17 protein-coding genes are annotated in these 12,135 nt (G+C 50.1%); 6 read left to right on the top strand and 11 right to left on the bottom strand.

Annotated features, from left to right (window positions below; translation table 11 throughout):
* Positions 1-309: 309 nt before the first annotated feature.
* A complete protein-coding gene (locus tag OGV98_RS13845; RefSeq protein ID WP_003031171.1) occupies positions 310-864 on the top strand; it encodes a gamma carbonic anhydrase family protein in 555 nt (184 codons plus the stop codon).
* Here the strand turns inward: OGV98_RS13845 and OGV98_RS13840 are convergent.
* The 6 genes from OGV98_RS13840 to dprA are packed head-to-tail and all read right to left on the bottom strand — an operon-like array spanning position 840 to position 4,632.
* The gene (locus tag OGV98_RS13840; protein ID WP_044702712.1) at positions 840-1,097 is read right to left on the bottom strand and encodes a DUF1488 family protein; all 258 of its coding nucleotides are present in this window, start codon (positions 1,095-1,097) and stop codon (positions 840-842) included. The genes OGV98_RS13845 and OGV98_RS13840 overlap by 25 nt on opposite strands.
* Positions 1,094-1,915 (bottom strand): shikimate dehydrogenase, encoded by an 822-nt coding sequence (gene aroE / locus OGV98_RS13835; protein ID WP_003842160.1) that lies wholly within the window; start codon positions 1,913-1,915, stop codon positions 1,094-1,096. The genes OGV98_RS13840 and aroE overlap by 4 nt, the downstream gene beginning before the upstream one ends.
* 1 nt (position 1,916) lies before the next feature.
* On the bottom strand, positions 1,917-2,489 hold the full coding sequence (gene tsaC / locus OGV98_RS13830; RefSeq protein ID WP_016151080.1) for an L-threonylcarbamoyladenylate synthase type 1 TsaC: 573 nt from the start codon (positions 2,487-2,489) through the stop codon (positions 1,917-1,919).
* A gap of 4 nt (positions 2,490-2,493) precedes the next feature.
* A complete protein-coding gene (locus tag OGV98_RS13825) occupies positions 2,494-3,036 on the bottom strand; it encodes a DNA topoisomerase family protein (protein WP_003842156.1) in 543 nt (180 codons plus the stop codon).
* Positions 3,037-3,062: 26 nt separating this feature from the next.
* Entirely contained in the window at positions 3,063-3,536 is a 474-nt protein-coding gene (gene smg, locus OGV98_RS13820; protein WP_003031162.1) for a DUF494 family protein Smg, read from the bottom strand.
* The gene (gene dprA, locus OGV98_RS13815; RefSeq protein ID WP_003842154.1) at positions 3,508-4,632 is read right to left on the bottom strand and encodes a DNA-protecting protein DprA; all 1,125 of its coding nucleotides are present in this window, start codon (positions 4,630-4,632) and stop codon (positions 3,508-3,510) included. Before dprA ends, smg begins: the two co-directional genes overlap by 29 nt.
* 129 nt (positions 4,633-4,761) lie before the next feature.
* Between dprA and def the strand changes: the two genes are divergently transcribed.
* From def to mscL, 5 genes are all read left to right on the top strand, one after another.
* On the top strand, positions 4,762-5,271 hold the full coding sequence (gene def / locus OGV98_RS13810; protein WP_003031159.1) for a peptide deformylase: 510 nt from the start codon (positions 4,762-4,764) through the stop codon (positions 5,269-5,271).
* A gap of 14 nt (positions 5,272-5,285) precedes the next feature.
* Positions 5,286-6,233: a methionyl-tRNA formyltransferase gene (fmt, locus tag OGV98_RS13805; protein WP_003845229.1), complete on the top strand. Its 948-nt coding sequence runs from the start codon at positions 5,286-5,288 to the stop codon at positions 6,231-6,233.
* Between the two features lie 51 nt (positions 6,234-6,284).
* Positions 6,285-7,574 (top strand): 16S rRNA (cytosine(967)-C(5))-methyltransferase RsmB, encoded by a 1,290-nt coding sequence (rsmB, locus tag OGV98_RS13800; protein WP_086529987.1) that lies wholly within the window; start codon positions 6,285-6,287, stop codon positions 7,572-7,574.
* Positions 7,575-7,595: 21 nt separating this feature from the next.
* Positions 7,596-8,972: a Trk system potassium transporter TrkA gene (trkA, locus tag OGV98_RS13795; RefSeq protein WP_003031153.1), complete on the top strand. Its 1,377-nt coding sequence runs from the start codon at positions 7,596-7,598 to the stop codon at positions 8,970-8,972.
* A gap of 141 nt (positions 8,973-9,113) precedes the next feature.
* Positions 9,114-9,527 (top strand): large-conductance mechanosensitive channel protein MscL, encoded by a 414-nt coding sequence (gene mscL, locus OGV98_RS13790; protein ID WP_003031152.1) that lies wholly within the window; start codon positions 9,114-9,116, stop codon positions 9,525-9,527.
* On the opposite strand, the gene arfA is transcribed toward mscL, so the two are convergent.
* The 5 genes from arfA to OGV98_RS13765 form a co-directional block, all read right to left on the bottom strand.
* Positions 9,524-9,742, bottom strand: a complete 219-nt coding sequence (arfA, locus tag OGV98_RS13785) for an alternative ribosome-rescue factor ArfA (RefSeq protein ID WP_003031148.1) — start codon at positions 9,740-9,742, stop codon at positions 9,524-9,526. The two genes, mscL and arfA, sit on opposite strands and share 4 nt — an antisense overlap.
* Before the next feature lie 57 nt (positions 9,743-9,799).
* Positions 9,800-10,225, bottom strand: coding sequence for a Zn(2+)-responsive transcriptional regulator (gene zntR, locus OGV98_RS13780; RefSeq protein WP_003031145.1), 426 nt, complete (start codon positions 10,223-10,225; stop codon positions 9,800-9,802).
* 10 nt (positions 10,226-10,235) lie between these two features.
* Positions 10,236-10,604 carry a DnaJ family domain-containing protein gene (locus OGV98_RS13775; RefSeq protein WP_016151084.1) on the bottom strand — a complete coding sequence of 123 codons (369 nt, stop codon included), beginning with the start codon at positions 10,602-10,604 and terminating at the stop codon, positions 10,236-10,238.
* Between the two features lie 107 nt (positions 10,605-10,711).
* Complete coding sequence (gene rplQ, locus OGV98_RS13770) at positions 10,712-11,095, bottom strand: 50S ribosomal protein L17 (protein ID WP_001216370.1); 384 nt, start codon at positions 11,093-11,095, stop codon at positions 10,712-10,714.
* Between the two features lie 40 nt (positions 11,096-11,135).
* Complete coding sequence (locus OGV98_RS13765; RefSeq protein WP_003031139.1) at positions 11,136-12,125, bottom strand: DNA-directed RNA polymerase subunit alpha; 990 nt, start codon at positions 12,123-12,125, stop codon at positions 11,136-11,138.
* Between the last annotated feature and the right edge of the window lie 10 nt (positions 12,126-12,135).

Raw genomic sequence — 12,135 nt, 5'->3', positions numbered from 1 at the left:
TCTGTCGCGAGGTGGCGTATATTACGCTTTCCTCTTTCAGAGTCAACCCTCATTTTCAGGTTTTTCTCTTCAACCGAACCAGCTGTTTGCGTGAAGTGATTCACATCCGCCGTGTCGATGGAGGCGCATTATAGGGATCCCATTTTTTAGCACAAGTATTTTTTGGATCTTTTTTTCTGAATGCTTGTTTTTCACTCCTTTCGCTACATTCCTGCGCAATTTGACTGATTTTTGATAGCTAAACCACTTGCACAGTCTCAATAATCCAACCAAAGTCTTCATTACTGCTCTATTTTCGTTGAGGTAAACATGTCTGATGTATTGCGTCCTTATAAGGATCTTTTCCCACAGATCGGAAATCGCGTGATGATCGACACCAGTAGTGTCGTCATTGGTGATGCTCGTTTAGCTGATGATGTCGGAATTTGGCCACTGGTTGCCATTCGTGGCGACGTTAACTATGTACAAATTGGTGCCCGTACAAACATCCAGGACGGCAGCGTTCTCCATGTCACGCATAAATCCACGTCTAATCCGCAGGGTAATCCACTGATCGTGGGTGAGGACGTTACGGTTGGTCATAAAGTCATGCTACACGGCTGTATCATTGGCAACCGTGTATTAGTCGGCATGGGATCGATTCTGCTGGATGGCGTAGTCGTAGAAGACGACGTTATGATTGGGGCTGGTAGCCTGGTTCCACAAAACAAGCGCCTGGAAAGCGGATATCTGTACCTGGGAAGCCCGGTTAAGCAAATCCGTCCATTAAGCGATGAAGAGAAAGCAGGCTTACAATATTCAGCTAACAACTATGTTAAGTGGAAAGACGAGTATTTAAGTCAGAGTAACCACACCCAACCTTGAGCATCTTCCTGCTGGGCCTGGATCAATGCTTCAGCTTCTTCTTCCAGATCCCAGCGATGCTGTTGAAATATTTCCAACCACTGCTCAGGCGTGTCGCCGCCAAAGCGGGACGCCATAATCTCTCCAGATATGGCACATGTTAACTGCATACCATGAACCATCGCTGGAAACACAACGGCGTTAACATCCGTGCACCATTCTTCCCGATCGGGAAACTGGATCGCCTGATTCATGCCGACAATTCCTGTTGCATGCTTTTTATGACAGGCTCCACCTGTGGCAAAACGCCATGCCAAAGTAAAACTGCATGCGCAGCCTGCCCCACCAGCATCCCCAGGCCATCGGCATAATGTTTCGCCCCATGCGAAACACACCAGGAAAGAAACGGTGTGTTCCCTTTCTGATAAAACATGTCATAACAATAGACCGAAGGGTGGATAAGAGATGCTGGAATAGCTGGTATCTCACCGCTCATTCCGCTGGATGTGGCATTGATGATCAAATCAAAACTGCAATTTTCAAGATCGTCCATTCCCACCGCCTGCACGCTGCCGGTGTGGGAGAAGATTTGTGCCAGTTCTTCAGCGCGCGAAGCGGTACGGTTAACAATAGTCACCGCACAATCCATAGAAAGAAGAGGTAATAAAACTCCACGGGATGCACCACCCGCACCAATCAGCAGAACTCGCGATCCGGGATGAATGAAAGATAAACGCTCAAGATCGCTTAATAAGCCGATACCATCCGTGTTGTCTCCCAGTAAACGCCCATCCTCCAGCCGTTTAAGGGTGTTGACCGCTCCAGCAAGCGATGCCCGCTCCGTTAGTTCATCAGCACGTGCAAACGCCTCTTCTTTAAAAGGCACAGTGACATTTGCCCCCTTCCCGCCCTCAGCAAAAAAAGCGTTCAGCGTATTCACAAAATCATTGATGGGCGCCAGTACACGCCCATAGGAATGATCAATCTTCAACTGCTCTGCAAATTGCTGATGAATAAAGGGCGATTTACTGTGCGCTATCGGATTACCAAAAACAGCATAGGCTTCTTTCATATTACCCCTGTCGAAACTGTTCACCCGTCAGAGCATCACGGATCTCCGAAGGATTCAAACGGCCTCCGGTCTCCCCCTCAACCACAGGAAAGTCTGTACCAAACTGCGCAAGGACTTCCTCAACCGTTCTGCAAGGCGGTAAGCCACTCAGATTAGCGCTGGTAGAGACTAATGGTTTGCCATAAGCCTGGCACAATGCAACCACCAGCGGATGATCGGTGACACGCACGGCCAGCGAGTCAAAACGACCGGTCAACCAACGAGGCGTAGTCGCGGGCGCCGGGAAAACGAAAGTAACAGGCCCAGGCCAGCGGGCGAACACAGCCTCACGTTGGGCCTCGGTGAGCATGCTATCGTCGATATAGGGTTTTAGCTGGTCAAAGCTTGCCGCAATCAAAATTAAACCTTTATCGACTGGGCGTTGTTTTAACTCTAACAGACGGGTAACAGCCGTTTCGCTGTCGGGATCGCAACCGACACCGAAAACAGCTTCAGTTGGATAGGCGATGACTTTTTCTTGTTTCAGAACCGCTATCGCCGCAGCGATAGCGTCTGTGGGCAGGTTATTATTCACTTTTTTATTCCGCCGAAATCGGCTTTCCACATTGTTTACTGGCACAGAAATGCTTCACACCCTGTGCGGTTTTCTTTTCGATGAGAAGCGGATAATGACACTCAGGACATTCTCCGGATAACGGTTTGAAGTTAATGACAAACTGGCACTCCGGATAGCGATCGCAGGAGTAGAAGGTTTTGCCATAACGGGAACGCCGCTGGACAAGATGACCAGTCTGGCATTGAGGACAGACTATTGCTGTTTCATCAGGCTTGTCGATGAGCTCGGTGTGATCGCACGCAGGATAGTCACTGCATCCAATGAACATACCGAATCGTCCCTGTCTCAGCACCAGCTCAGCGCCACATGCAGGACAAAGCTTACCCTCCAGAACTTTGACAATATGTCCGTCCGCGGAAGATTTCAGCGGACGGATGTAATCGCATTCTGGATAGTGTGAACAACCGAGAAACGGACCGTGTTTCCCGGAACGAATAACCAATTCAGCCCCGCATTGTGGGCAGGGCTCATTTTTACGCACCGTGAACAGTGCTGATTTAGCCATAACAACTCATACTGAATGAAGATTGATTAATGCAGCATACCTTCATTCACTTCAAAGAGTAATTCTTCCATTTGCTGATAGGCATTTTCACAACCTGGAATGTTGAATAGCACCATCAGGATTACCCACTTCAGGTCTTCCAGATCGAACTCTGCCGTATCCAGCGCGAGTACACGCTCAATGACCATTTCTCGCGTTTCGAGGTTTAGCACCTGAATCTGCTCCAGGAATAGCAGGAATCCTCTACAGCTTGCATCCAGTCGATCGCACTCTTCCGCAGTATAAATACGTATAGAAAGAGGGTCAGATGCCAGTTGCATAGGTTCAGCAAGGCCATCCTGATAGTCAGCAAGCTTTTCCAGCCAAAGTAACGCGTTGTAAATGTCTTCACGATCAAAACCAGCGTCGGTAAGATCCCGTTCCAGTTTGTCCTGATCCACACGCAGCTCAGCTTCGTTATGGATATATGTCTCAAACAAATACATTAGTACGTCGAACATGGCATGCCCTCCTCAATCGGACATAGCCGCCGGGTACAGCTGCGATCCACCCTGCTAACTCCAGTTCGAGCAGTTGAGCCACTACCTCTGGCACAGGTTGGCCGGCACGTTCAGCGACGACGTCAACAGGTGTTACCTCATCTCCTACGTTAGCCAGGAGCTCCGGAAATGGCAATGCCACCTCTTCGTGATCTGGCGAATAAATTGATTTTTCAGGTTCATCTGGCAACCATTGCAGCCCATATTGCAAATTTTCAAGAATTTCCTCTGGTGTCGTCACAAGCATGGCTCCCTGCTGAATTAGCCAATGCGGGCCTTCACTTCCCGGGCTCCCAATCGGCCCTGGTAAAGCAAACACCTCCCGCCCTTGTTCCAGTGCACAGCGAGCAGTAACCAGTGACCCGCTACGCTGTGCAGCTTCGACGACCAGTACACCTTTACTTAGACCACTGATAATGCGATTTCGTCGGGGAAAATTGCGTGGCAAAGGGAGCGTATCTAATGGGAACTCAGACACCAGTGCACCACCTGCCTCAATCAGTCGCTGAGCAAGACGGATATGCTGTCGTGGGTGAATGGTCTCAAGTCCATTTCCCAGCACCGCAATACTTGTGCCTTGTCGGTTTATCGCAGCACTGTGTGCCACGCCATCAATTCCTCGGGCCAGACCGCTGGTGATCGTCACACCACATGCTGCAAGCTTTTCACAAAACAATCGCCCCCAGCGTTCGCCATACCAGGAGTGCTGTCTGCTGCCGACAACGGCCACCTGGAACGAGCGAAGACATGCGGGATTTCCTGCGACAAAAAGCACCCCAGGATAATCCTCAATCGCACGGAGCTGTGGCGGGTAATGCTCGCTGTCGGCAACCACAAAATGGTGGTTAGGCTGTTCAAGCCAACGCAACGTTTTTTCCAGCGTCAGATCCGAAAAGGTTAAAAAGCGCCTTGCCTGGCGGGGAGAGAATCCTGCCTGCAGGAGTACCGCGTTGCTAATCGACGGTTGAGTATTGAGCCAGTGGGCAATGCGCACCATCTCATCACCATACAGTTCATTCACTTGCGCTAAACGTAGCCAAATTTCGATTTGGGTCATCCTTGTCCCCCTGCCACAAGCAGTCCTGGCAATCTTTGCGATTGGTCACTGATGCTGTCAATCAGAGGGGGTTTTGTCTAGAATAGAGGTAATAATCTTTTCAACTCCTGAACACAACTCTGGATAACTATGTCAGTTTTGCAAGTGTTACATATTCCGGACGAGCGCCTTCGCAAAGTCGCAAAACCGGTCGAAGAAGTGAATGCAGAAATTCAGCGCATCGTTGATGATATGTTCGAAACGATGTATGCCGAAGAAGGTATCGGCCTGGCAGCAACACAGGTCGATATTCATCAGCGCATCATCGTTATTGATGTCTCTGAAAACCGCGACGAGCAGTTGGTACTCATTAACCCAGAGCTGCTGGAAAAAGACGGCGAAACCGGCATTGAAGAAGGCTGTCTGTCGATTCCTGAACAGCGTGCGTTAGTACCACGCGCAGAGAAAGTAAAAATTCGTGCGCTCGATCGCAACGGCAAATCTTTTGAACTGGAAGCCGATGGCCTACTGGCTATCTGCATTCAACATGAAATGGATCACCTGGTCGGTAAACTGTTTATCGATTATCTGTCTCCGTTGAAGCAACAACGCATTCGTCAGAAAGTTGAAAAACTCGACCGCCTGAACGCCCGAGCTTAAGGACAAGAATCAACGTGTCAGACTCACTACGTATTATTTTTGCGGGTACACCTGACTTTGCAGCGCGTCATCTCGACGCGCTGTTGTCTTCTGGACACAACGTCGTTGGCGTGTTTACCCAACCGGACCGCCCGGCGGGACGCGGTAAAAAGCTGATGCCCAGCCCGGTCAAAGTGCTGGCGGAAGAAAAAGGGATACCGGTTTTCCAACCTGTCTCTCTTCGCCCTCAGGAAAACCAGCAGTTGGTTGCTGATTTACGCGCAGACGTGATGGTGGTGGTGGCATATGGCCTGATTCTGCCAAAAGCCGTACTGGAAATGCCGCGTCTGGGTTGTATCAACGTTCACGGCTCCCTGCTTCCACGCTGGCGTGGTGCAGCACCGATCCAGCGCTCACTGTGGGCAGGTGACACCGAAACAGGTGTAACCATCATGCAGATGGATGTTGGCCTCGACACCGGAGATATGCTGCTTAAGCTGTCTTGCCCGATTACGGCAGAAGATACCAGCGGTTCGTTATACGATAAGCTGGCAGATTTGGGACCGCAGGGGCTGATTGAAACGCTAAAACAGCTGGCTGCCGGCACAATAAACCCGGTGGTACAAGATGAATCACTGGTTACGCATGCAGAAAAACTCAGCAAAGAAGAGGCCCGTATCGACTGGTCGCTTTCGGCTGTTCAATTGGAACGCTGCATCCGCGCCTTTAACCCATGGCCAATGAGCTGGCTTGAAATCGACGGTCAACCAGTGAAAGTCTGGCAAGCTTCGGTTATTGCGGAAAACACCCAGGCTGCGCCAGGCACCATTCTGGAGGCAACAAAGCAGGGTATTCAGGTCGCAACGGGCGACGGCATCCTGAATCTCGTCTCTTTGCAGCCTGCCGGTAAAAAAGCCATGAGCGCGCAGGATCTGCTTAATTCACGCCGGGAATGGTTTGTACCCGGTAACCGTCTGGTCTGACGGTTCATCTCTTTAAGCCCGGTGTTTCCGGGCATTTTTATTTTTGCGCTTATGAAAAAACATCTTAATTTACGCAGTATGGCGGCCCAGGCCGTCGAACAGGTTGTCGAAAAAGGACAGTCATTAAGCAACGTGCTGCCTGCCATGCAGCAAAAAGTTGCTGATAAAGACAAAGCGCTGTTGCAGGAACTTTGCTTCGGCGTATTGCGCACTCTCTCCCAACTGGAGTGGATGATCCAGCAGTTGATGGAACGTCCAATGACGGGTAAACAGCGTACCGTTCACTATCTGATCATGGTGGGCTTCTACCAACTGCTGCATACCCGTATTCCACCGCACGCTGCGCTGGCTGAGACTGTTGAAGGTGCGGTTGTCATAAAGCGTCCGCAGCTTAAAGGGTTGATCAACGGCGTGTTGCGCCAGTTTCAACGCCGTCAGGATGAACTGCTGGCCGAGTTCGCGCAAAGCGATTTACGTTTCTTACACCCTTCCTGGCTGGTGAAACGTATTAAGGCCGCTTATCCGCAGCAGTGGGAAGCTATTCTTGAAGCCAATAATCAGCGACCACCGATGTGGCTGCGTGTCAATCGTAACCACCATACGCGCGACGCCTGGCTGGACCTGCTTAGCGAAGCAGGATTAACCGGCTTCCCACATCCGGATTATCCGGATGCAGTGCGTCTGGAAACGCCGGCTCCTGTACACGCCCTCCCAGGCTTTGATGAAGGCTGGGTAACCGTCCAGGATGCTTCAGCTCAAGGATGTGTAACTTATCTGTTGCCGGAGAACGGTGAACAGATCCTCGACCTGTGCTGCGCGCCGGGCGGTAAAACGACGCACATTCTGGAAGTTGCTCCGCAAGCTAACGTCATGGCCGTCGATGTGGATGAAAAACGCTTATCGCGCGTTTACGACAATCTGAAACGTCTGGGCATGAAGGCAACCGTAAAACAGGGTGATGGTCGATATCCACAACAATGGTGTGGCGAACAACAGTTTGACCGTATTTTGCTGGATGCTCCGTGTTCTGCCACCGGCGTTATTCGTCGCCATCCAGACATCAAATGGCTGCGTCGCGACCGGGATATTGCCGAACTTGCGCAGCTGCAGGCCGAGATCCTGAATGCAACCTGGTTACATCTTAAACCTGGCGGCACGCTGGTTTATGCAACGTGCTCTATCCTGCCAGAAGAAAACCAGCAGCAAATTACCGCCTTCCTGGCACGCACGCCGGATGCGGTATTAAGCGAAACCGGTACGCCGGAAAAACCCGGACGTCAGAATTTACCGGGTGCGGAAGATGGCGATGGCTTCTTTTACGCTAAGCTAATCAAAAAGTGATGAGATAACGGGTCGCGACTGATGAAAATTATCATTCTGGGCGCAGGGCAAGTTGGCGGTACGCTGGCTGAAAACCTGGTCGGAGAGAACAACGATATCACGGTAGTCGATACCAATGGTGAACGTCTGCGCAGCCTGCAGGACAAGTTTGATCTCCGCGTCGTGCAAGGGCACGGTTCACATCCTCGCGTACTGCGTGAAGCTGGGGCCGACGATGCCGATATGCTGGTTGCCGTAACCAGCTCAGATGAAACAAATATGGTTGCCTGCCAGGTAGCTTATTCACTGTTTAATACGCCTAATCGCATCGCCCGTATTCGTTCACCGGATTATGTTCGTGATGCGGACAAGCTATTCCAATCCGATGCGGTACCTATCGATCACCTGATTGCGCCGGAGCAACTGGTTATCGATAGCATTTATCGACTGATTGAATATCCGGGTGCATTACAGGTGGTGAATTTTGCCGAAGGTAAAGTCAGTCTGGCAGTAGTAAAAGCCTATTACGGCGGGCCGCTTATCGGTAATGCGCTGTCAACAATGCGTGAACATATGCCGCACATCGATACCCGCGTTGCGGCGATTTTCCGTCATGACCGACCAATCCGTCCACAAGGTTCTACGATCGTTGAAGCGGGTGATGAAGTCTTCTTTATTGCGGCATCACAGCATATTCGCGCCGTAATGAGTGAACTGCAACGTCTGGAAAAACCGTACAAACGCATTATGTTAGTAGGCGGCGGTAATATCGGAGCGGGTCTTGCTCGTCGTCTGGAAAAAGATTACAGCGTCAAACTGATCGAACGTAATCAACAGCGAGCATCCGAACTTGCAGAGAAACTGCAAAATACGATCGTCTTTTTTGGTGATGCTTCGGATCAAGAGTTACTGGCCGAAGAACATATCGATCAGGTAGATCTGTTCATCGCAGTGACCAACGATGATGAAGCGAATATCATGTCGGCGATGCTTGCCAAACGGATGGGTGCCAAGAAAGTGATGGTGTTAATCCAACGCAGAGCATACGTCGATCTGGTGCAAGGTAGCGTGATCGATATTGCTATTTCACCGCAGCAGGCGACCATCTCCGCGCTGCTCAGTCACGTACGTAAAGCTGACATTGTCGGTGTTTCTTCACTACGCCGTGGCGTCGCGGAAGCCATTGAAGCCGTCGCACACGGGGATGAAACAACATCTCGGGTTGTGGGGCGTTCAATTGATGAAATTAAACTTCCCCCTGGAACCATTATTGGCGCCGTTGTGCGTGGTAATGATGTGATGATTGCCAACGATAACCTGCGCATTGAGCAGGGCGATCACGTAATTATGTTCCTGACAGATAAAAAGTTTATTACCGACGTCGAGAGACTATTCCAGCCAAGTCCTTTCTTCCTGTAATAATTTGGGCGCTAATACAGCGCCCTTTTTATTTCCCTTTATATTTCATGGTCTAATAAATTTTCCTTTCGGCAATACATAAATGGAAATTGCCTAAACATTTGTTAAACTTATAAACGTCAGCTGCATAGGGAGAATAAAATGAGCATTATTAAAGAGTTTCGCGAATTCGCGATGCGCGGGAATGTTGTCGATTTGGCAGTGGGTGTCATTATTGGTGCGGCATTCGGTAAGATTGTTTCATCACTGGTTGCCGATATCATCATGCCGCCACTGGGGTTGTTAATTGGTGGGATTGATTTTAAACAGTTTGCTTTAACGCTACGTGATGCACAGGGAGACATCCCTGCCGTGGTCATGCATTACGGTGTATTTATTCAGAATGTCTTCGATTTCATTATTGTTGCGTTTGCTATCTTTATGGCAATCAAACTGATCAACAAACTGAACCGTAAAAAAGCGGAGGAGCCAGCAGCACCGCCAGCTCCATCGAAAGAAGAAGTATTACTGAGTGAAATTCGTGACCTGCTGAAAGAACAGAATAACCGCTCTTAAACACTCACTGAAACAAGAAGGCCAGTGGTAAAAAAGTTAATTACTTTCTTGCCACTGGCCTCCCAGTTACCCCGATTGCCATGTTTGCCTTTACGTAGATAACTTCCTTTCCCTTTCTTATTTTTCTCAACGCGCTGTCTGAACAGTGGGTCATGCAGAAGCGCCTCAATGGCGTTGTCCTTTATCTGCCCTTTGGTGTGCTGATAACGACTCATAATATCTCCAGTTTGTAGTAATTTACGCCGCGAGTGTAGACCCGGCAGTTCAAGAAATCAACAGCCTGATGTTGTTCCACTGGCGCCTTGCTCAAGAGCTTCAAGAATAGAGCAGTACACGCTGCTGTGTGCCTTGCCGCAGCATGCATCATTCAATCGCTGCAGAGACCGCTGCATCGTCTGAAGTTCGGCAATACGTGCTTCGACTTCTTGCAGTCTTTCCTGGACGATCCCTTTTGATTCCTGACAGGTATGGTGTTCGGGATCAACACGGATCGAAAGCAATTCGCGGATCGACTCCAGAGTGAAACCAAGCTGGCGGGCATAACGAATAAACTTCAGGCGCTGAAGATCGCTTTCTGTATAGAGCCGAAATCCGCCTTCAGTACGCACTTCATGCTCCATCATCTGCTGCTTTTCATAGTAGCGGATAGTATCTGGCGTCACGTCAGCCAGTTTCGCTATTTCACCAATTCGGTACATGCTCTCTCCGCTATTCATCGTTGATCTTTTTTAGCAGCTTATCTGCGTAGTCACCGCGCAAAAACTCGGTGCTGAGTCCAGCCTGCCGAAGTTTAAGTTCCAGCAGCGACAGTCTTCGGCTCACCTCCGGATAACTTGGATCATCTTTGCGGATCCCCGCGAGTATTTCAAGCAGCTGTATTGCTTCTCTGCGTTGCTCGAGCTCAGGAGGAAGGCAACCTGCATTTTTTAATAAACGGTATCCAGCTCGGAGTTCAGTCGGGACATGGGAGTCATCGTCAAGAGTCAGCGGTTCACCCGTTCCCGGTAAATCATCAAACTCACCTTTAGATTGCGCATCAATAATATGGCGCTCTGCCCACTGGTCCAGTAACCACATACAACACTCCAGGGGATGAACAAAAAGAGTACAGATATTGTAGAGAAGTGGGGATATGACGGATATAAAAAAACCCGCCGAAGCGGGTTTTTTTACGTTACTACAGATTACTCTGCAGCAGCTTCTGTTTTCTCTGAACGATCAACCAGCTCGATGTATGCCATCGGCGCGTTGTCGCCTGCACGGAAACCACACTTCAGAATGCGAGTGTAACCACCGGCGCGGCTCGCGAAACGCGGGCCCAGTTCGTTAAACAGTTTTGCCACGATCTCGTTATCACGAGTACGGGCGAATGCCAGACGACGATTAGCTACGCTATCAGTCTTGGCAAGAGTAATCAGCGGCTCAACTACGCGACGCAGCTCTTTCGCTTTCGGCAGAGTCGTCTTGATGATTTCATGACGAACCAGTGAACCTGCCATATTGCGGAACATAGCCTGGCGATGGCTGCTGTTGCGGTTCAGTTGACGACCACTCTTACGATGGCGCATGACCTTATCCTTCTCAGTAAAACCTTAACCTGTGATCCGGTTACTCGTCAGCGATGCTTGCCGGTGGCCAGTTTTCCAGGCGCATGCCCAGAGACAGTCCACGGGAAGCCAGCACGTCTTTAATCTCGGTAAGAGATTTTTTACCAAGGTTAGGCGTCTTAAGAAGCTCAACCTCAGTACGCTGTACCAGATCACCGATATAGTGGATAGCTTCTGCTTTGAGGCAGTTAGCAGAGCGGACAGTCAATTCCAGATCGTCAACAGGGCGCAGCAGGATCGGATCGAATTCTGGTTTCTCTTCTTTAACTTCCGGCTGACGTACATCACGTAAATCAACGAAAGCTTCCAGTTGTTCAGCCAGAATGGTAGCCGCACGACGAATCGCCTCTTCAGGATCGATTGTGCCGTTGGTTTCCATTTCGATGACCAGCTTGTCCAGGTCGGTACGCTGTTCTACACGCGCTGCTTCAACATTGTAGGCAATACGCTCTACAGGGCTGTAGCATGCGTCGACCAGCAGACGGCCGATTGGGCGCTCATCTTCTTCCGAATGAATTCGGGTAGAAGCCGGCACATAACCACGACCGCGCTGAACTTTGATACGCATGCTAATAGATGCATTCTCATCGGTCAGGTGGCAGATCACGTGCTGTGGCTTGACGATTTCGACATCACCATCATGGGTAATGTCGGCTGCAGTCACAGGGCCAATGCCAGATTTATTCAAGGTAAGAATAACATCATCTTTACCCTGAACTCTCACCGCCAGCCCTTTCAGGTTGAGCAGGATTTCCAGGATATCTTCCTGAACGCCTTCTTTGGTGCTGTACTCATGTAGTACACCATCAATCTCAACCTCGGTCACCGCGCAACCCGGCATCGATGAGAGCAGAATACGGCGCAGTGCGTTACCCAAAGTATGGCCAAAGCCACGCTCTAAAGGCTCAAGGGTCACCTTGGCGTGCGTCGAACTCACTTGCTCGATATCTACCAGGCGCGGTTTTAGAAACTCTGTCACAGAACCCTGCATTGTGTCCTCT

The sequence above is a fragment of the Citrobacter sp. Cf136 genome, from assembly GCF_030333815.1.
GTDB classification, from domain to species: Bacteria; Pseudomonadota; Gammaproteobacteria; order Enterobacterales; family Enterobacteriaceae; genus Citrobacter; species Citrobacter freundii.
This window is presented reverse-complemented; position numbering and strand designations above follow the sequence as displayed.